The sequence below is a fragment of the Microcoleus sp. A006_D1 genome, from assembly GCF_036702805.1.
GTDB lineage: Bacteria > Cyanobacteriota > Cyanobacteriia > Cyanobacteriales > Microcoleaceae > Microcoleus.
This window is the reverse complement of record NZ_JAUBVZ010000024.1, coordinates 1-20,653: the sequence shown is the minus strand read 5'-3', so window position 1 is coordinate 20,653 and position 20,653 is coordinate 1. Positions and strand designations below refer to the sequence as shown.

Here is a 20,653-nt window from a genome sequence, read left to right as displayed (position 1 = left end):
GATGGAATGATTAAAAACTATGCTCACATCTGACTCAAAAAAGCTTAAGTTATTACGTTATAAGGGACTGGCTATGGTGCTGATAGCAGCCACTTTATGGGGACTTTCTGGTACGGTGGCACAAAGGCTTTTTCAAGATGAGGGATTTACTCCCGGTTGGTTGGTTACAATGCGCCTTCTTATCTCAGGAATATTGTTATTAATAATTGGAGGTTTCCGAAAGAAATTCAACCAAGTTTTTGCTGTGTGGAATGCTCCCCAAGATCGGATTCGATTAGTGATTTTTGGAATTTTTGGTATGTTGGGAGTGCAGTATACCTATTTCGCAGCTATTCAAACTGGTAATGCTGCTACAGCAACATTATTGCAATATTTGGCTCCATTATTTATTATGATTTACTTAGCAGTAAAGTACAATAGAATTCCTAGCATTCAAGAGTTTATAGCCCTAGGACTTGCTTTGTTAGGTACATTTCTTCTCGTAACAAATGGATCTATTTACCAGCTTTCCGTCTCCATTATATCAATAGCATGGGGATTAAGTTCTGCAATTGCACTTGCATTTTACACATTATATCCATCAAGTTTGCTACAACGTTGGGGTTCTGAAGTAATCATTGGCTGGGGCATGATTATAGGAGGGATTGCATTATGCCCGATCGCTTCTCCTTGGCAAATACAAGGTCAACATTGGTCTGTTATTACTGGTTTGTTTGTTAGTTTTGTGATTATATTTGGCACATTAATCGCTTTTTATCTATATCTAGACAGTCTTCGATATATTACACCTACAGAAGCGAGTTTGTTGGCAAGTGCAGAGCCTGTGTCGGCTGTAGCTGCATCAATTATTTGGCTTCGCTTACCACTGAGTCTTATGGAAGGACTCGGTGGACTATGTATTATTAGTACAGTGTTGATGTTGTTGCTATTTCCCAAAAAACCAAGCAAAACATTATTAAATCCAACTAGAGATGATAACTCTTCCTTGAGATAACAAGTCATTTCTTGAGGGATATATATAGCTTTTGTCAGAGAGATAAGACTTTGCTGTGCGGGACGCTCGCACTTAGGTATAATTCCGTAGTTATCGGAGATGATATTCCTCAAAGTCCTGTCGGTGCTAGAGGCTCAATGCCTGAGTCAAATCCCCCGACTTGATTTGTGCGAATTATCCACAAAAATGCTCCTTGTTTTAATAAAACTTTGGCGATTTCATCTTGGGTGCGCCTCGGTAGCATTGTTCTGTAACTAATAGCAGCTTTTATCAAAGTCGCCATACCACCGAAAAAGGTTTTTTTCATTTCCGAATCAATCCCGGCTAATCTGGAATTTTTGCGCCAATCTGGACGGACAATACCAAGGGGAATTAATACTTTTTCTAAACTCTGTCCTAATGCTATTAACTGCTGAAATCTTTGAGTTTGGGCGGCGGTGGGATTGGTGTTCAGCCAGTCTTGAATCTGAGGATTTGACTCAATTTCGGCAGTGATTTTTTTAATTGTAGCGTAAATTGCCTGACTTGAATCTTGGACGCAAGAAGTTGCTGGCGTGACTAAACTTGCACCAGTTCCGTCTCCGGTGCGGTAGCGGGCCATCATGATATCGAGTTGCTCGTTTAATTCGGTTAAGGGTGACAGGATTATGCCGTCAAAATCGTAGTCGCAACACACGCAGTCTAATTTACAAATAATATCGCACACCGGGCGATCGCCCAACCAGCCCCGCTGCAAATCTCCCATGTAACTTTGCCATTTGCTGGAACCTGCCACAATTCCGTCGGGATTGTGGGCGTATACTTGTTTGTATTCTATGTCAAAACGCAGTTCGCTAGTAAAGCGATCGCGCACAACTTTTGCTACTCCGAAAGCAAAATGCCCGGTGACAATTCCCAGCGGTGCCGCTTCGCCTTTTTTGCCGCCGATACCGCCGAAACTGTGAATCACTATGCCGATATCTCCTTCTTGCCAAGGAGAGATTAAAGCATTTTCTGTAGCATCATTTGGCGTCAACAATACTCTTTTGGCTTGTCCTTTTTGGGCTGATGTATTTTGCCAGTTTTCACTGCTTAAATAATCGAGAGATTTTTTTAAGCCGAAATATGTTTCATCAGGTGTTAATTGGGCAATTTTGCGGGGTTCGATTGCTTGGACTACAAAAATATTATCTTCGTCTCTTTCGCCGTAAATGTACCAGCCGTCTGGATTTAATGGCGATTGTTCTATTTGGTGATTTGTAGACCTCGCTATGCCGTTTTTGTCCGGCTGTACTTGCGGAATCCGAATGATTTCGGCCGCGCCGTCAAATTGTTGGGATGTTTTGTTGAAATGGCGGACAATAAATTTGTCGCTGTCGGGTTCTGGGCGCTGTAAAATTGAGACTAAGGCACACAAACGTCCGATAATTTGTACTGGTTCGCGATCGATAATTAGTTCCTGTTTGTCGCTGCTGCTGTGGTTGATGACAATCACCGGCCTCCGCAGCATCACAGTCACGCTGTCTTCGAGTCTGGTTCCTGCTAGAGTTTCTAAAGGGCCGACATTTCGCCAGCCGTTCAATCTATCTGGATGGATGTTACCAGATTTTTGACTTTTTTTAGTTTGTTTTGTGAACTTGATATCTTGACTTACGGCGTGGACAAAAAACTGTACTTGGCGATTTGTACTCCACTGTAAAAATGCTGTTTTGCCAATGAAATTTTGATATTTTTTCGGGGCATTGATTACTTCTAAAAATACTGTGCCGTAGGGCTGACGCTGTTCGTTTGATGGCAAAATTAAGCGACCGTGCCAAAGTGCGATCGGCTTGTAGAGATGGGCAACTGCTGCTGAATCTTCGCAGATTATCTCCGGCTCAAGCGCTTCTGAGATATCGCTTTCTACTCCAAAAATAGCAGCAGTTAAATTGCCGTCACTTTCGAAGAACAGCGGTTCTAAAAAAACGTTTTCAGGTTCAGAAAGATTAGCAGTTGAATTGCCTGCAATTTTTTTAAACTCCCGTCTAAAAAAATGGCGGTTATGCTCAAATTTAGCCTGGAACCAATTGAGGAAAATCCGAATAAAAATAAAAGCTGTTAGACCGAAAATAACAGCCACAGCTATCAGCCCCAGAGTCAAAATGAATCGCTCTAAAGATTGACCGGAAAGTAAAATAATTGTGGGCCAAATCAAAGAATATGCCGCCATAATATCTAAAAACGAGTTTTAGGTTCGATCCAGTCTGTGCTGGCTTGAGTGCCGAAAACTAGGGGTTTGTCTTCGCTGACAGCTACCGTTTGGCCGGTCATATCGACTGCACAAAGAGGCCAAGATCGATCGCCCAAATGGCCGGCGCGAAACAGAACTTGTCCGGGGCAAACTTGACTCCAACCCAACAATACAGCATGAGTGTAAAGACTGCGAGCGGGAGCAACGGTATAAGTGTAATTATCATTTTTGTCCCAAATGACCGCGTAGTCGGACATATCGGAAGAGTTGAAAAGTGCTTCAAATTCGCGGGCGAGAACGCGGGAACCCTCTTGATTCCAAGCAACAGGCACTAAAATGGCGATCGTCCCAGACATATCTGTGTCATCGCTAGCATACATTCCGCTTTCCGCCAGCGGGGAAGCAGCCGCCACTGTTTGCAGTTCCCCAGTTTTGAGATTTTCCACAAACATGACGCTGCTAACCCGACACCGGGCGAATTCCGGCTGTACTTGCAACTCAATTCGACTGTAAGCCGCGTATTGGCCGTTAGTTGAAACTAAGGAAGGACTGCGATAGTAGCGGAGGCCGGTGCCCGCAGCCGAGCTCACCTTAGCGTGAGTGTCACTAATCCATTCCCAAGGAACGGGATAAGGGCTATTTAAAGGGTCGGTCATCGGTTTTTTTCCAAAAGTTATACAGCATTATCTAACAAATTCCGGCTTACACGCAGGAGACTAGAAACCCGGTTTCTCAGCAGATGCTGCGTGGCTAAACCCCAGATTTGGAAAAACCGGGTTTTTGTTTTAGATTAGACGAGCAATTGCATTCATTCGCTCTTCTATCTTAAAATTTATCTGCGTTTATCTGCGTACATCTGCCTTACATCTGCGGTTTCTGTATCAATCAAAGATTTATGCAACCTTGTCTAATGTAGATTTGTCCTCCAATCTAAAATCTAAAATCGGATAGGTAAGATAGTATCGAAATTAATCTGGTATGTGCACAGTCCGGGAGGCAATATGACGCCATCTTTTAACCAAAAACCTTCAATCCCCCCGCCTCGCGTCTCAAAGCCGCGGGGAAAAGGTTTGTTTGTACTATCGCTGATATTTCGACTGCTGCTGCTGGGGGTAGGCAGCGGTTTTGCTTGGGTTTTGGGGATGGCGATCGCCCAAATTTACCCTTCTAACACCGCCCAGATGCCGCTTGCCGAGAGATTGCTGCGTCTAACTCAAAATTTGAAGCCCAGCCCGCAACGCGCACCAGCAACGCCAATTCCGGCGCTCCCGGCACCAACGGCTACACCCACTCCGCAGTCAAAAGTCAGTCCGGCGCAGAGAGAGAAATTGCAGTCGGATTTGAGACGGTTACAGGGAGAGTTGAACGCGCTAATTGGCCGCACGGCGGCTTTGGAGAGTCAGTTGGGTAGCAGCCGCCCGACGGAAACTTTGGAAAAACGGTTGCAGTTGATGTCGCAGGAATTGGCTGCGCCAGCAACGGCGGCAAGTCTTGCGCCTGCTTTACCCGCGATCGGCAGCAGCCCCAGTCTGAACCCTGAAACTGCGAATACTGCGCCACAGAATGGCAATAATCCGGTGTTTGGAGGGGATGGGCTGATGGTAACTTTGCCCAGCGATGTTTTGTTTGATACTGGTAGCATTTCTTTGCGCGCGGGAACCAGTGCGATTTTGGACAATTTGGTGGCGGATTTGCGCAATTACGAGGGGGCGACGGTGCGGGTTGCGGGCCACACAGACGACGCTCTTGAAGCGGCGGACAATCGCAATGTGTCGTTTGCGCGGGCTCAGGCTGTGGTGCAGTATTTGTCGGGTGTGCTCGGTCAGAAGTATCATTGGGTGGCGATCGGCTATGGGGAAAGTCGCCCTTCGGTGGATAATAGTTCTGATGCTAATCGGCAGCGCAATCGCCGCATTGAAGTGGCAATTAATCCTTAGTCATTAGTCATTGGTCATTGGCCAAACAGGGCATTGGCCAAACAGGGCATTGGCCAAACAGGGCATTGGGCATTGGCCAAACAGGGCATTGGTCATTGGTCATTAGTCATTAGTCATTGGTCATTAGTTATTAGTTAGCGGGCTTCTAGATACTAGACTTATTTCCTAAGTCTTTGATTGATAGATCGACCGCAGATATGAGCGGATAAACACAGATATAGCCTTTCTCAGAAAGATGAGGTACGCGAACGGCATAGGGCATAGGGCATAGGGCATAGGGCATAGGGCATAGGGCTATCCTCACTTTTTTGAGAACCCCTATAAACGCAGATGATTTCAATATAGTTTGTGAATTCTGACAATTCAAGTCTACTGTGTTGAATGTTCAAGGTGTTATAGACGGTAAGTCAGAATTATTTTTAGCTTGATTTATTGTCTCTCGATGTTCACTCCTCAGCTTCGGTTTTAAATACAAGTTCTCAATCAAAGCTGCTACTCCCGCAAACCAAGGCGGCACAATTACGGCCCCGATAATTCCCAATACTTGCACGCCTCCCAAGACAGACAGCAATTGATACAAAGGATGCACGCCAACCGAGGAACCAACCAGCAAAGGATCGAGCACGTAAGTTTCTAAGTTCTGGATAAATACAAATAACAGCAATACCCACACAAGTACCCAGCCGCCTTTAGCTAATGCTACGATTAATGCTGGTACTGCTCCCAAAACCGGGCCGATGAAGGGAATCAGATTTGTCACACCTGCGATCGCACCTAAGCCTAAAGCAAATTCCGGCATTCCCAAAATGCTCAAACCCGTGGTAATAAATATCCCTAAAATCCCCGAAACTAACACCCGCCCGCGAATGTAACTCCCCATTCTTTGACCGATTGGCGTGGCTTGTGCGGCTAATCTTGTGTCCCAAGGTTTCGGGAAAAACTGCACTAAACTTTTAATTAATGTGTCGCTATCGGCTACCATGTAACCTGAAATAAATAATGCTAAAACTAGGCTGAAGAAACCGCCGAGAATGCCTCTAGTTAAACTGTACGATCGCAAAACCAGTTGTTGGCTCGATCGAATCAGCCAATTAGTCAGCGATTGAGTATCCAGCAACTGACTCACCAAAGCAGGCGCATCGTCGGTGAGGCGACTCAATAGATTAGTTGCTACAGTTTCGAGACTTTCGGCGTAAACTGGTAACTGTCGCAGCAATAACTCGATTTGTTCGATGACTGTAGGGCCGATTAACACTACCGTCCCGCTGAATCCGCCGATCAGAGTTAAATAAACCATAATCACCGCCAGCCAGCGAGGAATGCGCATGGTTTCGGCCCAATTGACGATCGGGACGATCGACGCGGCGAGCACAACTGATATCATCAGAATTACTAGCAGGCTGCGCAATTGCCACAGCAGCACTAGCAGCAAGGACGATGCTACAATCAGCAGCAAGTTGGGTATAGAAATGGTAATCCGCTGTTCTGACATGATTAAATAATTATATTGTTACCTGTGTCACCCTTGATTTTATAATAAACGATATGATATAAATAGTGTAATTAAGATTATGAATTCGCTATTAAAACCCGTTGAATGGATCGGCAGTTCCCGCGACGACTTGCGCGACTTTCCCGAAGATGTCCAGCAAATCATGGGTTTCGCCTTGTACCGCGCTCAATTGGGTAAAAAGCATCCTGATGCTAAACCACTTAGAGGATTTAAAGGTGCTGGTGTTCTAGAAATTGTTGATAATTTTGATGGAGACACTTACAGATCGGTCTACACGGTGAAATTTGAAGGAATAGTCTATGTTCTCCATGCTTTTCAGAAGAAATCTAAGCAGGGAATTGCTACCGCCAAGCAAGATATAGAGCTAATTGAAGCTCGGCTTAAACGTGCCAAAGAACACTATAAAACATATTTAGATCGGAAAGAATTGGAGGAACAAAATGGCTGAAGAAATAAAAGTACATTCCAGCAGTGGGAATGTCTTTGCTGACTTAGGGCTCCCGAATCCTGATGAACTATTGATTAAGGCAGAACTAGCTCATCAAATCAGTGAGTTAATCTCGGAACGCCAACTAACCCAAACTGAAGCAGCAAAGCTCTTAGGAATCGCTGAACCAAAAATATCAGCATTGATGCGCGGTAAATTATCAGACTTCTCTACAGAACGCCTATTTCGTTTTCTCAACGCACTCGGCAGCAATGTAGAGATTAGGATTGCCCACTCGCAACCAAATGTCCAAGCTCAAACTCGCATTGTCGTAGCATAGTATATAAACAATTAAAACATTGATATGCAACCACAATATTCAACCCAAGATTTGTCCGCCATTTCATCTATAAAATCACCAACGCTGTTTTACGAATGGCAAAAATATCGTTGTGCTTACGATTTTTACAACCCAACTACTGCGACAGAAGATAGCATCCCTTTGTTATTAATCCATCCCATCGGAGTTGGATTGTCAAGAGTCTTTTGGCAGAGATTTTGCGAAAGTTGGTACAAATCAGGCAACACAAATCCGATTTACAATCCCGACCTTTTGGGCTGCGGTGATTGCGAAATGCCCGCTGTGGCTTGCTATCCTAGCGATTGGGCGGCACAGTTGCAGTTTTTCTTGGAGACTGTAGTAAAAAAACCTGCGATCGTACTCGTGCAAGGTGCTTTACTGTGTGTAGCCTTGGAATTAGCAAAATTGCAGCAGGAAAGCGGTTCTAATTTAATCCACGGATTAGTCCTCGCCGGGCCTCCAGCTTGGGCGGTGATGAACAAACATTCGACAGACAGACAGCAAAGAATCGTCTGGAATTTGTTAGACTCTCCCTTAGGAAATGCTTTTTACCGCTACGCCAGACGCGCTGAATTTTTGCGCTCTTTTTCTGCAAAACAACTGTTTGGCGATGCGGCAAATGTTGACAGCGAATGGTTGGATGCTTTGCAGGCTGGGGCGGCAAATCCTGACAGCCGTCATGCGGTTTACTCGTTTTTAGCGGGGTTTTGGCGGCAGGATTATAGTAGCACGATTCAAAAGTTCGTGAAGCCCGCACTCGTTGTCATGGGGGAAAAAGCCTCAAGCATCAGCCAATCGGGTAAACAAGAAAAACCGGAGGAAAGATTAGCACAATATTTGGCTAACTTTCCCAACGCTGAAGGTTTATTAATGCCGGGGCGCAACGTTTTACCCTACGAATCAACCGCAGAATTTGTCGCGGCTGTTGCCGAATTTGCAAACAAGAGACCTCTTTAAAAAATAATTAGGACGGGCTAGAAGCCCATCCCACAATGTTTTTTTCTTGTGGGATGGGCTTCTAGCCCGTCCGAACATTTGATTAAGTTAAAAACTCTAAATTTTAACCGCGATGCCAAATCGTGATACCATCCTTTTGGTCAATCAAAGTAATTCCCTGATCCTTAAGTTCGTTACGAATTCGATCGCCCTCAGCGAAATTCCTAGCTATCCGGGCATCCTTCCGCTGCTGAATCATCGCCTGAATCTCCCCATCACTCAAACCACCAACCCCATCATCGCTATCAGCTTCCGGCTGAACCTCCAGCCCCAAAACTCCCGCCAAACTCACCAAAGTCAGCCACTTTTGTTGCAACAATTCCGGCGAAGTTTCAGTTTTGCCTTGATGCACCAAAATATTGCTTTCTTTACCCAATTCCTTAGCTAGTTCAAACAAAACAGCCAAAGCAGCGGGAGTATTGAAATCATTATCCATCGCTGCTTGGAATTCCTGCACAGCTTCGGTAGATTGTCCAACTTTCTCAACATCCCAACTCAGTTTGTCGGCATATCGGATACCAAAAAGCAAGCCTTCATTGATTGTATTCCAGCCATTTCGAGCAGATGCGATCGCATCTTCGGTAAAATCAATCTGACTGCGATACTGCGCCATAAACACAAACAGCCTCACCGCCATCGGTTCCACCGCTTTTGACTTATCACTTTGATTCTTACTCCCCTCCTTAACAAGGGCAGATTCATTGTCACTCTTACTCCCCCCCTTAGCAAGGGGGGGCTGGGGGGGGTCAGATTCAGGTTCTCCCGACCAATTCCCCTCCAACAAATCGCGAATTGTAATAAAATTGTACAAAGACTTCGACATCTTTCTGCCATTGACAGTCACAAAAGCATTGTGCATCCAATAATTAGCCAGTGACTTGCCCGTCGCGGCTTCAGATTGAGCAATTTCGTTTTCGTGATGGGGAAAAGTTAAATCGGAACCGCCGCAGTGAATATCAATAGTTTCGCCCAAGCAATCGCGCACCATCGCCGAACATTCGATGTGCCATCCGGGGCGACCTTTTCCCCAAGATGATTCCCAAAAAGGTTCACCAGGTTTAGCGCTTTTCCACAGGGCGAAATCTGAGGAATCTTGCTTTTTTTGAGCTTCTATTTCTTCTGTTTCCAATCTCCCGCTAGCCCCGGCTTCCATTTCTTCCAACTTTCTGCCCGAAAGCTTTCCGTAATCGGCAAACTTGCGGACGCTGTAGTAAACGTCGCCACTGTTCGCATAGGCAAAGCCTTTGTTTTCTAACTCGTGAATCAGCCGTTTTATGCCATCCATTGAGTGTGTGGCGCGGGGATATTCGTCGGCCCTGAGAATATTTAGTTTGTCCATATCGGCGAAATATTCGTCGATGAAGCGTTCGGCTACGGCTTCCATTGTGGAATTTGTCTCGCGGGCGCGGTTGAGTATTTTGTCATCAATATCGGTAAAATTCTGAACGTAGCGCACCGAATATCCGCGCCACATCAGATATCGGCGCACCATATCCCAAACAATGTAAGCGCGGGCGTGGCCGACGTGGCAGTAATCGTACACCGTAACGCCACAGCAATACATCCGCACCTTTGAGGGTTCGAGGGGCTCGAAAGGTGATTCGCGGCGAGTTAAGCTGTTGTAAAGCGTTAGGGACATGGGATTTGAGATTTGGGATTGACGTACTACTGTAATTTATTATAGTAGCGCGTTTGATTCCGCTATTTTCTTCACTATCAAAATTTGATTGACTAAGTCCGCCGGCATGGTGTAGCATTGAATTAGATGCTAATTTAATGCCATTATTATGATAAACCTTTCAAGAGACATACATTCTCTCACCGATTTCAAACGTAATACGAATGAGTTTGTGCAGCGCCTCAAGCAAACAAAACATCCTTTAGTTCTAACTGTCAACGGGAAAGCAGAGTTAGTTGTTCAAGATGCCGAATCCTATCAGAAACTTTTAGATGCGGTGGAGTTATTGGAGACTTTAAAGGGAATTAAACTGGGTTTGGAACAAATGGATCGAGGCAAAGGGCAAAAGGCGGAAGATTTTTTAAATCAACTGTTTGATCAGCTAGACACTCCCCAATGAATCAGAAATATCAAGCTATGCCATTTCTCTGAAGTCTTGCTACAACATAATTTTGGGGTTTGTTTATACTCGGCGGCTATGGCACTGGTGCGTCGCTATGAGATTGTCGATTTTTATGCAAGGGATTGTGAATGGCGACGCACCCTACAGCTACAGCTACTCCCAGACTCATCAACAAACCCGTGAAGCGGGACTATCCCAAAGGAAATCACCCCCTGGGAGCATATTGTCATGAAACCTTGATATATTGCTCGCGATAGATCCCCATAAGCGTTTTATTGTCATCAAGTCTTGACATACCGATCCCCAGATGCCCGAAAATGCGTATAAGTACCCATGATTGAGGCAAAAGACCCCTTGACCCGATCGCAAGTTGTCTGCAATATTAAATCATCACAAAGCGATCCCAAAGAAAAGCTTTGATTAATTGAGCAGCTTTGGAAATCGAATAGCGCGTGTGCTGCCGGCACAGCGTTGCTAGCAGCACCGATCGCACTCACAAAATCGATCTTGTCAATCAAGAATCGACAGATAAAGTTTTATTTAGATCGGACGGTGCGCGCCGAAGCCAAAAAGTCACAAACCCCGATCGCAATTGGGGACAAGACAAGCTAAAAACCAGCAAGGCTTCAAAGGTTGGAGAGATTTGGAAGCTCGATAATATTTGCATTTAAAACAGTTTCTAACTCAAAAATTCAACACATTTGTGTTGAACCGAAAAATCTAACCCGCCATCCCAAATTAGAGGAGAAAAAACTCATGGCAAAAGAACGCCCACCATTAGAAGAGATGACTTTGCGACAACTCCGCAGAGTTGCTAGCGAATGTGGAGTCTCTCGCTACAGCCGGATGCGGAAATCGCAACTCCTGGCATCAATTCAAGAAATTCAGCGCAACAAATTTTCATACAGTCCATCTCGCAAACTAGAGGCACAAGAAGCAGTGGAAGCAGCAAAATTTGAACTAGGTCAAGAAGATAGAACAGGCGGTTCTTTGGCCTCTGTGGATGAAGGTTTAGCAGATTTGCCCAACGGCTACGGCGAAAGTCGGGTTGTTTTAATGCCCCGCGATCCAGAATGGGCCTACACTTACTGGGACATCTCGAACGATCGCAAACAAGAATTGCGCCGCCAAGGTGGACAGCAACTCGCCCTGCGGATCTACGACGTTACAGATGTTAACCTCGACATCCAAAGCCCGCACAGCATTCAAGAATATCCCTGCGACGAACTGGCGCGCGAATGGTACGTGCCAATCCCCGTGAGCGATCGGGACTACGCGATCGACATCGGCTACCGCTGTGCAGACGGCCGCTGGTTGGTGTTGGCGCGATCGGCCGAAGTCCGCGTCCCGCCCATCTATCCCAGCGACTGGATTGAAGACCAATTCATCACCCTCGAATGGGAAGAAGACTTGGCTGGCAAAACCTTCGCCGAACTCGTTCCGCCTGCCAAGAAAATGGCACAAGCCACCAACGGCGCCAGTGTTGGTTACAGCACCGGCAACGCCATCTACGAACAAATCTTCGGCATGGCAGAATCGGGCGAATCCATGCGTGTAGCTGGTTCCATCTTCGGTTCCATGCAGCACGTCGCCGGTTCCATGCAGCACGTCGCCGGTTCCATCCAGCAAGTCGGCATCCACGAACAAGCTTTGAGTTCCTACGTGTTCCCCTCCGGCGTTGGAATGTGGGCTGGGGCGGGGATGTCCGCCCTCACCATGTCGGGTGTCGGAATGTCCGGTGTCGGAATGTCCGGCCTCACCGCGTCGGGTGTCGGTATGTCCGGTGTCGGTATGTCGGGCCTCACCATGTCCGGTTTCGGTATGTCGGGTGTCGGTATGTCGGGAGTTGGCTTTGCCGCCCCGATGCGCCCCCGCCAGTTCTGGTTAGTTGCTGATGCTGAACTGATAGTTTACGGCGCTACCGAGCCCGATGCCACCGTCTACGTAGGCGGACAGCCGATTAAACTCAATGCTGACGGTACTTTCCGCTTCCAGATGTCTTTCCAAGATGGCTTAATCGACTATCCGATTTTTGCAGTAGCAGCCGACGGCGAACAAAACCGCGCTGTCCACATGAAATTCGAGCGCGAAACCCCTGAACGTCGCACCAATACTAAGGAAGATGCTGTTGTGGAATGGTTGGGCTAACAGTAAAGGTCGATCGCGATCCGGACTTGCGTCCAGGTTTGTGCCAATTTTTTAACCATCACAAGGCTTACCCGCAGCCGATCGCGATTTGTTAGGGTTAATCCCAGACAACAACCCATAACACCCCCTATACACCGTTCTCCTATTTTGAGGAGCGGTGTTTTTTGTATTTAGAAAGAAGATTTGACAGTTGATAGTTGACAGTTGACAGTTGACAGTTGACAGTTGACAGTTGACAGTTGACAGTTGACAGAAGGAAGAGGGAAGAGGGAATAAGGAATAAGGAATAAGAATGATTTATTTGTAGGGTGCGTGAGAGCGAGAAATCTTTACATCCACACTCTGAGACTATGACTCACGCATCGCCCCAACGATTAAATCATACCAATGCCAGCGGCAACGATATTAGACAATTTTCTCAATATCTATCTGTAGATAGATGTTTACTTAACTCGCGATCTAGTCAGTTAAATCAAAATTTGCACTCTTCACTCAACGATTATGAAGTAAGCTAAAGTTTACTTAAATTTTTATTGCACAAACTCGCTAAATCTCGTGAAACAAAAGAAAGCGAGTTATCAGATAAATAAGGCGATCGCACAGCCACTTCTCAAAAGCCAATGCAAAAAATAAATTCTCCGCCCCAGCGAAGGCAAAAACGTCCCCGTTTTTTAGCCTTATTCGCTGTCACATTAGTCGCCGTCTTGTTTCTATTCATTCTGCCCGCACTGACGAAACAGCCCGTCGTGCTCACCATGTTAATGCAAGGCCAAGACATTGTTAACTGGAAACCATTTGTCAAAGAATTTGAACAGAAAAACCCCGATATTCGCATCAATCTCGTAGAAGGGCCCTTTGACACAAACCTGGTAGAAAATCTTTATACATCTGCCTTTCTTTTAGGCGACTCGCCCTACGACATTATCAACATGGATATTGTTTGGGTTCCCAAATTTGCAGCCGCAGGTTGGGTAATGGATTTAACAGACAGAATTTCCCCCGCACAACTATCAAAATTTATCCCAGGTAACGTCGAAGGCGGGCGGTATCGGGGCAGAGTTTACCGAATTCCCCACGCTTCCGATGCCGGAATGCTTTATTACCGCAAAGACATTTTAAAACAAGCGGGAATTCCAGCGCCGAAAACCTTTGAAGAGATGGTGAAAATCTCTCAAAATTTGCAGAAACAGGGAAAGATAACTTGGGGTTATGTATGGCAAGGTAAACAATACGAGGGAGTATCTGCGATGTTTGTCGAAGTGCTCTCCGGTTTCGGCGGCTTCTGGGCTAACCCTAAAACTTTTGAAGTTGGGTTAGACAAACCGGAGGCAATTAAAGCAGTGGAATTTCTCAAAAATACGATCGCCTCTGGCATCTCTCCACCGGGTGTTACTACCTACGGCGAAGAAGAAACCAGGCTGTTGTTTCAAAACGGGAAAGCGCTGTTTTTGCGAAACTGGCCCTATGTTTGGAAGCTAGCAAATGCTGAGGGATCTAAGGTGAGAGGCAAAATTGCGATCGAGCCAATGCTCAGCAGTATCGGTAAAACAGGCGGTTCCTGCTTGGGCGGCTGGGGCTGGGGAATTGCCAAAACCTCAAAACATCCTGAACAAGCGTGGAAGGCAATTAAATACCTTACCAGCGAGGAAACCCAGCGCAAATTCATTTTAGAAACAGGTTTAATTCCCAGTTACAAATCCCTATTTACCAACAAAGAAATAGTCGCCAAATATCCTCACTACCCGCAACTGCTAAAAGTAGTGGAACGGCCAGCTTTGCGCCCGCCCATAGCACAATACGCTCAAGCTTCTGATATTTTGCAGCGCTATTTGAGTTCGGCTTTTACCGGGAGAATGAGTGCGGAACAAGCAATGAAAGCAGCGGCTAGCGAAACTCGCAATTTATTAGGCAGTTTGAAACCAGCCAAAGCTTCGTAAAACTGACATCTTGCTATTCTGTTAGAAACAGGCATCTTGCCTGTTCCACAAAGAGTCAGAAACAGGCATCTTGCCTGTTCCACAAAGAGTTAGAAACAGGCATCTTGCCTGTTCCACAAAGAGTTAGAAACAGGCAAGATGCCTGTTCCACAAAGAGTTAGAAACAGGCAAGATGCCTGTTCCACAAAAAGTTAATTAAATTGTGGGGTGGGCTTCTAGCCCGCCCAAAAATAAATTAAAGGTGAGAAATGTGCAATTAGACAAGATGCGACAGCGCGAACAAAGAACCGGATGGATATTAGTAGCACCAGCCTTGATAATTCTGCTGCTAGTATTTGCTTACCCAATCCTGCGCGCGTTTTGGCTGAGTTTATTCACCCAAAACCTCGGTACTGAATTAAAACTGGTTTTTTCCGGTTTTGCCAACTACAGTCGGATGCTAGGCGACGGGCGTTTCTGGCAAACTTTAAGCAACACGACAGTCTTTACAGTCGCCTCTGTTTTGCTGGAATTAATTCTCGGCATGGGTATTGCCTTAGTCTTGAATCAATCCTTCGCAGGGCGCGGCATTGTCCGCACAATTTCCCTGCTGCCTTGGGCGCTGCCGACTGCATTAATGGGTGTAGCTTGGGCGTGGATTTTTAACGACCAATACGGCGTAATTAATGACATATTAATCCGCTTGGGATTGATTCAAAAGAGCATTAGCTGGCTGGGAGATCCGACTTTGGCAATGATGGCAGTGATTACGGCTGATGTGTGGAAAACTACGCCGTTTATCAGCTTGCTTTTGTTAGCGGGATTGCAATCGATTTCCGGTGATTTGTACGAAGCACACGCCATTGATGGCGCGAGTAGTTGGCAGAGTTTCCGTCAAGTTACCTTGCCACTGCTGATGCCCCAAATTGTGATTGCTTTGCTGTTTCGATTTGCCCAAGCTTTCGGCATTTTTGACTTGATTCAGGTGATGACGGGAGGGGGGCAGGCGGGGGCAACAGAGACGGTTTCTATCTACATTTACAGCACGGTAATGAGGTATTTAGACTTTGGGTACGGGGCGGCTTTGGTGGTGTGTACTTTTTTGCTGTTAGTGGCCGCAGTTGCGATCGCCAGTTACCTCTTATCGAGAGCCCGCGCCAGTCAATTTTAGATTTTAGATTTTAGATTTTGGATTGGTGGAAGTTAAGTTAGTTTGCGATCGCAAATCCCAGAAACCGGGTTTCTTCGTATATTTCTCGTTCCTGTTCGCAAAACTCATAGAAACCCGGTTTCTTGCCCCATGCGCGGGTTCGCGTGCCCCCAAAGTTAAATCTAAATCAAGAACAGCTTAGCACATTCCTTTCATTGGTACAAATTATGTCGATCGCCCGCGAACAACCTACAAAAAAAACCTTTAACATCCGGCAATTAATCTTGCCCATCTCAGCGATATTAATTGTCGCATATTTCCTCGCGCCCATCATCTGGCAAGTGCTGACTTCTTTCAAAGTAAACGCAGATATTTCAGCAATTCCCAACGTCTACATTCCCAAACGAATTACCTTCGAGCATTACCTGTCATTGTTCCAGCGCCGCCCGTTTGCACTTTACATTTTAAATAGCGCTTTTGTTTCCATTACTTCGACATTGCTATGTTTGGCTGTAGGAACTCCCGCAGCTTACGCTTTAGCCAGGTTGCGGTTGTGGAGCGAGAAAATTATCCTGGCAACTGTGACAATTGTGACGCTATTTCCGGCGGTGCTCCTATTTTTGGGACTGTTGGAAATTGTCAAAGCTTTGAATTTAGGCAATAATTATTTAGCCTTAATTATTCCTTACACCGCTATCAATCTGCCTTTGACAATTTTGGTCATGCGGAGTTTCTTTCAACAACTGCCAAAAGATTTAGAAGATGCCGCTAAAGTTGACGGATACAACACTTTTCAAATGCTGTGGCAAATCGTGCTACCGATGACATTTCCCGCCTTAGTCACCACCGGAATTCTGACATTTATTTCAGCTTGGAACGAGTTTATATTTGCACTAACATTTATCACTCGCGAATCCATGAAAACTATTCCCGTTGCAACTGCTCAACTTAGCGGTGTGTCAGTCTTTGAGATTCCTTATGGCCCGATCGCAGCAGCCACCGTTTTAGGAACCCTACCCTTAGTTTTGCTGGTTTTGGTGTTCCAGCGGCGCATAGTTCAAGGTTTAACAGCCGGGGCAGTCAAAGGATAGTTATTAGTCATTCATTCATTGGTTATTCATTGGTTATTTGTGGGTTGTTATAATAACCAATAACCAATAACCAATAACCAATAACCAATAACCAATAACCAATAACCAATAACCAATAACCAATAACCAATAACCAATAACAATTAAAAAATCATGGCAAAACTGCAACTAAAAAACCTCAATAAAACCTACAGCCCCAAAGTTGTACCAGTAAAAGACATTAGCTTAGATGTCAGCGAGGGCGAATTTCTGACATTGCTAGGGCCGTCTGGGTGCGGCAAATCTACCACGCTGCGGTTGATTGCAGGATTGGAACAGCCGACTCGGGGCGAGATTAGAATTGGCGATCGCGATGTCACTTATCTCAGACCGGGCGATCGGGATATTGCAATGGTTTTTCAAAGTTACGCGCTGTATCCGCACATGACAGTATACGACAATATGGCATCGAGCCTCAAACTCCGCAAAATATCCGACAGCGAAATCAATCGGTTAGTGACGGAAGTTGCAGCATCCCTCGGATTGACCGAATTAGCCGATCGCAAACCCGGCAAATTATCAGGCGGACAGCGGCAGAGAGTAGCCCTAGGACGCGCCTTAGTCCGCCAACCGGAAGTATTTTTACTCGACGAACCTTTGAGCAACCTAGACGCATTATTGCGAGAAAAAGTTAGGGCCGAACTCAAACAATTATTTTCCTCCCAAAAAGCCCCTGTAGTCTACGTTACTCACGACCAAACCGAAGCAATGACACTTTCAACAAAAGTCGCAGTTCTTAATAATGGCAGTGTGCAACAACTAGATCCGCCACACTTAATTTATAACCGTCCTGCTAATCAGTTTGTAGCGGGTTTTGTAGGCAGCCCACAAATGAATTTGCTAGTGCTTAAATGCCGTGGCAATTTTGCAATGTTGGGCGATTCTGGAGTTCCACTACCAAATCTGCCGACTGTGCCGCCAGAAATTGTCTTAGGTATTCGCCCGGAACACCTCAGCTTTGCAGATGCAGGTGCAGGCAAGATGCCCGATCCAGAGGCAATTAAGGGTGAGGTTTATTTAGTGGAAAACTTGGGAATGCAAAATTTAGTTAGCGTCCGAGTTAAAGGTGTGGAGTCAGTAACGGTGCGGGTTTTGCTACCAAATGACCGCCAGTGGAATTCAGAAATTGTCGAGCTGGTTTTTCCGCCTCAGTTGCTGCACTGGTTTGATGTCAAAACTGGCGATCGCTTGCAATCATAATTTGCCCTGTATATCATGATTGATTGAAAATAGTCTAACCATGTGCTGAAAAATACTATTTCTACTTCTAACTAAGTTATGACTTTAGTAAGAGGTAGAAGTTTTTTGCTGCTGTTAAGGTGATATTTGTGTTGGAAAAAGCTAATTGACTGACACATTGGTTGAGTGTTTACCAGATTCATCGCTCACCTATAACTCTATTGATGTGGCTAATGGCAAGTGGCATTTAAGTTTGGCTTGCCCTGGCGTTAGCTGATTTTAGAGCGAGTCAATTAGATGAAAAAATGTTGAGAATTATCACCAATTAACTTAGGGAGTATTACTGAGATGAATTTGATTTCTACAGCCATCGCTCGCATCAGTTCCCTGCTTAAGGGCTTTCAAATCAAGAGTTTTTTGAGTGTTGTTCTAGTCGGTTTTCTGCTGCTGACAACGAATGTTGATGCCGGACGCAGCAACAAAGCTTATGGCACACAAGTCGGTTCAAATGCCGATCTCAACAATCCCGAAAGACCCCAAACAACTCGGGAATGGAGGCAAGAAGCTCGCGCCACCTCTGACTCTCCGGGCGAAAGAATTCAGAAGATTGGTCAAGAAGCTGGAGCAGCCGTGAAAGAATTCGGGGAGATGTACAAAGACACCGCTGACAGAAGTATCCGCGAATTAAAGGATAATACCGCAGACGCTAGCAAGTAGGCAAGGATAAATCAACTGCGACTGACGTTCAAAAACCCAGTTTCTCATGAGAAACTGGGTTTTTGAGCGGGCAGCTTTTTATGTTAAATTATATTGTTTCCAGCAGCAATAGTTATTTTGATTTATGAAAGTAGCCCGCAAAAAAATCGAGCTATTAATGAAATTATCGAAACTTACAAGCAGAGATTTCATCAGGAGTCAGTGTTGCGGGCAACCAGCGAAGAACCAAGTTTATTTCTGATGCGGTCATCGAATCCGCGTATTTATGATATTATTTGTGGTAATCAAGGTCATACCTTCAAAGATATGTAGGGTGCGGGTGCAAGAAAAATCAGAATTTGTGGGTATCGATCGCACACTGCAAAAACTCGCTATAAAAACCAGCCCGGGAGCAAACAAAAACATGATGAACGACGGCAACCAAAAACCTGAACCGCCGGAAAGCGAAGATTCAGAAAATTTGGACGGCATGGCGAAAGCTTTTATTGTGAGTGTGGCTTGGTCTTACGCAGAAGCCTTGGAGCGAACGAAACGCGCTGAAAAACAACAGGAAACCGCGCCAGAATCGCAACCAGAATCTCCGGCAGAAACAGTCGATCGCACTTCTGAAAGCAATTGATCTGTCAAGGTGTTTTGCGTTGAGAAGAATCAACGCATTCACAGTCAACAGATCCGATACAGCCGGATTTGAGGGGAGCGCAGCGCTGGCGAAGTGCTCGCGCCAACAATCAAAATCAGAGCCGAGTCAGGAGAGTTGAGGCGATTCACGCGCGGGATAGCTACGCCGCGCGTACTTTGGCGGCAGATTCCCTAAATTGCAGCGGGTGGTATGGGATGTTACCTAAATCTATTTCCCTCCCCACAAAAAAGATTAAAACTAAACAATGTACGGTTTTACCGCTAAAGTGTACAAAACAAATAACCAATTTTGAGATCGGTCTCATGTCTAATTCAAAAATGATTGGCAAAGCGATCGCAGGTGGCCTTTGCTTCTTCGGCATCCTCGCCAGCTTCAACGCCGCGCAAGGCCCCGCATCCGCAGCAGCACCAACAATTGCCGAAGCAGCAGCCCCGGCCGCTAGCAACCTCGACAAGCAACTCCTAGGTCAATGGCAAGGCACAGTCCCCTCCGGTCAGTCTTTCACCTTCGTCTTTGCCCCAGAAGGCAAATTGTTTCTCATGGCTAAAGGCCCCGACGGAGCCGCCCGCGCCAAAGAAATGAGGTACAAAGTTAATCTCGGTCAAAAACCGATGCACCTGGATGTCGGCCTCAGCAGCACAGAAATCGTTCAGACTGTTTTTGAGCTGACTCCCGAAGGTCAAATGCGCCTTCAGTTGCAAGGCACCAATCCCGGACAGGCGCGGCCTAATTCCTTAAACGAGCAGGCAACCGTGTTTAAAAAGGTCTCCGAGGCCACTGCACTGCCCGCTGACACTCAGGTCATCGGTTATTGAGGAAAATTCCTCCCAGGCAGAAGGTACTTAAGTAGTTGTGAGTTTTGAGTTTTAAGTTCGATCGCAGTTTTGAATTCTCTGAAATATAGCCCCAGCGAATGGAATTCGCGGAGTTTACGGGCAGACAAACAAAGCCCACCTCCGTGGGCTCAGAAAAAATCAAGGTTTTTTAACCCACGGAGGTGGGTTTTGCCTGTGTAGACGCGGTTTCTAACCGCCCTTTTACCTTAAGCCCCAGCGAAGGGAATTCGCGGAGTTTACGGGCAGACAAACAAAGCCCACCTCCGTGGGCTCAGAAAAAATCAAGGTTTTTTTACCCACGGAGGTGGGTTTTACCTGTGTAGACGCGGTTTCTAACCGCCCTTTTACCAGAAAGAATTGGTTTAAAGCCCCAAGCCCTAAAGGCGAGAAATTAAAATCAGACTATTCATTACTCCAAT

At 45.8% G+C, this 20,653-nt stretch carries 20 protein-coding genes; 15 read left to right on the top strand and 5 right to left on the bottom strand.

The window, feature by feature from the left end:
• Window positions 1-19 precede the first annotated feature (19 nt).
• Window positions 20-994, top strand: coding sequence for a DMT family transporter (locus tag QUB68_RS27845; protein ID WP_332998143.1), 975 nt, complete (start codon window positions 20-22; stop codon window positions 992-994).
• 109 nt (window positions 995-1,103) lie between these two features.
• Here QUB68_RS27845 and QUB68_RS27840 read toward each other — a convergent pair whose 3' ends face one another.
• Complete coding sequence (locus QUB68_RS27840; RefSeq protein WP_332998142.1) at window positions 1,104-3,182, bottom strand: abortive infection protein; 2,079 nt, start codon at window positions 3,180-3,182, stop codon at window positions 1,104-1,106.
• 5 nt (window positions 3,183-3,187) lie between these two features.
• Complete coding sequence (locus QUB68_RS27835; RefSeq protein ID WP_332998141.1) at window positions 3,188-3,859, bottom strand: hypothetical protein; 672 nt, start codon at window positions 3,857-3,859, stop codon at window positions 3,188-3,190.
• A 345-nt stretch (window positions 3,860-4,204) separates the two neighbouring features.
• On the opposite strand from QUB68_RS27835, the gene QUB68_RS27830 reads away from it, so the two are divergent.
• Window positions 4,205-5,140, top strand: coding sequence for an OmpA family protein (locus QUB68_RS27830; protein ID WP_332998140.1), 936 nt, complete (start codon window positions 4,205-4,207; stop codon window positions 5,138-5,140).
• A gap of 385 nt (window positions 5,141-5,525) precedes the next feature.
• Here the strand turns inward: QUB68_RS27830 and QUB68_RS27825 are convergent, their stop codons facing one another.
• Window positions 5,526-6,632 (bottom strand): AI-2E family transporter, encoded by a 1,107-nt coding sequence (locus QUB68_RS27825; protein ID WP_332998139.1) that lies wholly within the window; start codon window positions 6,630-6,632, stop codon window positions 5,526-5,528.
• Window positions 6,633-6,711: 79 nt separating this feature from the next.
• Between QUB68_RS27825 and QUB68_RS27820 the strand changes: the two genes are divergently transcribed.
• The 3 genes from QUB68_RS27820 to QUB68_RS27810 are packed head-to-tail and all read left to right on the top strand — an operon-like array spanning window position 6,712 to window position 8,398.
• Window positions 6,712-7,101 (top strand): type II toxin-antitoxin system RelE/ParE family toxin, encoded by a 390-nt coding sequence (locus tag QUB68_RS27820; protein WP_332998138.1) that lies wholly within the window; start codon window positions 6,712-6,714, stop codon window positions 7,099-7,101.
• Entirely contained in the window at window positions 7,094-7,420 is a 327-nt protein-coding gene (locus QUB68_RS27815; RefSeq protein ID WP_332998137.1) for a helix-turn-helix domain-containing protein, read from the top strand. The genes QUB68_RS27820 and QUB68_RS27815 overlap by 8 nt, the downstream gene beginning before the upstream one ends.
• Before the next feature lie 24 nt (window positions 7,421-7,444).
• Window positions 7,445-8,398, top strand: coding sequence for an alpha/beta fold hydrolase (locus QUB68_RS27810; RefSeq protein ID WP_332998136.1), 954 nt, complete (start codon window positions 7,445-7,447; stop codon window positions 8,396-8,398).
• A gap of 103 nt (window positions 8,399-8,501) precedes the next feature.
• Here QUB68_RS27810 and cysS read toward each other — a convergent pair whose 3' ends face one another.
• Window positions 8,502-10,076: a cysteine--tRNA ligase gene (gene cysS, locus QUB68_RS27805; RefSeq protein WP_332998135.1), complete on the bottom strand. Its 1,575-nt coding sequence runs from the start codon at window positions 10,074-10,076 to the stop codon at window positions 8,502-8,504.
• A 148-nt stretch (window positions 10,077-10,224) separates the two neighbouring features.
• Here cysS and QUB68_RS27800 point away from each other — a divergent pair, with 148 nt between their 5' ends.
• A complete protein-coding gene (locus QUB68_RS27800) occupies window positions 10,225-10,515 on the top strand; it encodes a type II toxin-antitoxin system Phd/YefM family antitoxin (RefSeq protein ID WP_332998134.1) in 291 nt (96 codons plus the stop codon).
• Between the two features lie 284 nt (window positions 10,516-10,799).
• Here QUB68_RS27800 and QUB68_RS27795 read toward each other — a convergent pair whose 3' ends face one another.
• On the bottom strand, window positions 10,800-11,036 hold the full coding sequence (locus QUB68_RS27795) for a hypothetical protein (RefSeq protein WP_332998133.1): 237 nt from the start codon (window positions 11,034-11,036) through the stop codon (window positions 10,800-10,802).
• A 238-nt stretch (window positions 11,037-11,274) separates the two neighbouring features.
• Between QUB68_RS27795 and QUB68_RS27790 the strand changes: the two genes are divergently transcribed.
• From QUB68_RS27790 to QUB68_RS27750, 9 genes are all read left to right on the top strand, one after another.
• On the top strand, window positions 11,275-12,666 hold the full coding sequence (locus QUB68_RS27790) for a DUF4912 domain-containing protein (protein ID WP_332998132.1): 1,392 nt from the start codon (window positions 11,275-11,277) through the stop codon (window positions 12,664-12,666).
• Window positions 12,667-13,286: 620 nt separating this feature from the next.
• Window positions 13,287-14,603 (top strand): ABC transporter substrate-binding protein, encoded by a 1,317-nt coding sequence (locus QUB68_RS27785; RefSeq protein WP_332998131.1) that lies wholly within the window; start codon window positions 13,287-13,289, stop codon window positions 14,601-14,603.
• A gap of 265 nt (window positions 14,604-14,868) precedes the next feature.
• Window positions 14,869-15,753 carry a carbohydrate ABC transporter permease gene (locus QUB68_RS27780; protein WP_442923137.1) on the top strand — a complete coding sequence of 295 codons (885 nt, stop codon included), beginning with the start codon at window positions 14,869-14,871 and terminating at the stop codon, window positions 15,751-15,753.
• Window positions 15,754-15,959: 206 nt separating this feature from the next.
• The gene (locus tag QUB68_RS27775; protein WP_332998175.1) at window positions 15,960-16,823 is read left to right on the top strand and encodes a carbohydrate ABC transporter permease; all 864 of its coding nucleotides are present in this window, start codon (window positions 15,960-15,962) and stop codon (window positions 16,821-16,823) included.
• 153 nt (window positions 16,824-16,976) lie between these two features.
• Window positions 16,977-18,062, top strand: coding sequence for an ABC transporter ATP-binding protein (locus QUB68_RS27770; protein ID WP_332998129.1), 1,086 nt, complete (start codon window positions 16,977-16,979; stop codon window positions 18,060-18,062).
• A 327-nt stretch (window positions 18,063-18,389) separates the two neighbouring features.
• Complete coding sequence (locus QUB68_RS27765; protein WP_332998128.1) at window positions 18,390-18,758, top strand: hypothetical protein; 369 nt, start codon at window positions 18,390-18,392, stop codon at window positions 18,756-18,758.
• Window positions 18,759-18,851: 93 nt separating this feature from the next.
• The gene (locus tag QUB68_RS27760; RefSeq protein WP_332998127.1) at window positions 18,852-19,070 is read left to right on the top strand and encodes a DUF3574 domain-containing protein; all 219 of its coding nucleotides are present in this window, start codon (window positions 18,852-18,854) and stop codon (window positions 19,068-19,070) included.
• The gene (locus tag QUB68_RS27755; RefSeq protein WP_332998177.1) at window positions 19,036-19,377 is read left to right on the top strand and encodes a hypothetical protein; all 342 of its coding nucleotides are present in this window, start codon (window positions 19,036-19,038) and stop codon (window positions 19,375-19,377) included. The genes QUB68_RS27760 and QUB68_RS27755 overlap by 35 nt, the downstream gene beginning before the upstream one ends.
• Window positions 19,378-19,700: 323 nt before the next feature.
• Window positions 19,701-20,213: a hypothetical protein gene (locus QUB68_RS27750; RefSeq protein WP_332998126.1), complete on the top strand. Its 513-nt coding sequence runs from the start codon at window positions 19,701-19,703 to the stop codon at window positions 20,211-20,213.
• Window positions 20,214-20,653 lie beyond the last annotated feature (440 nt).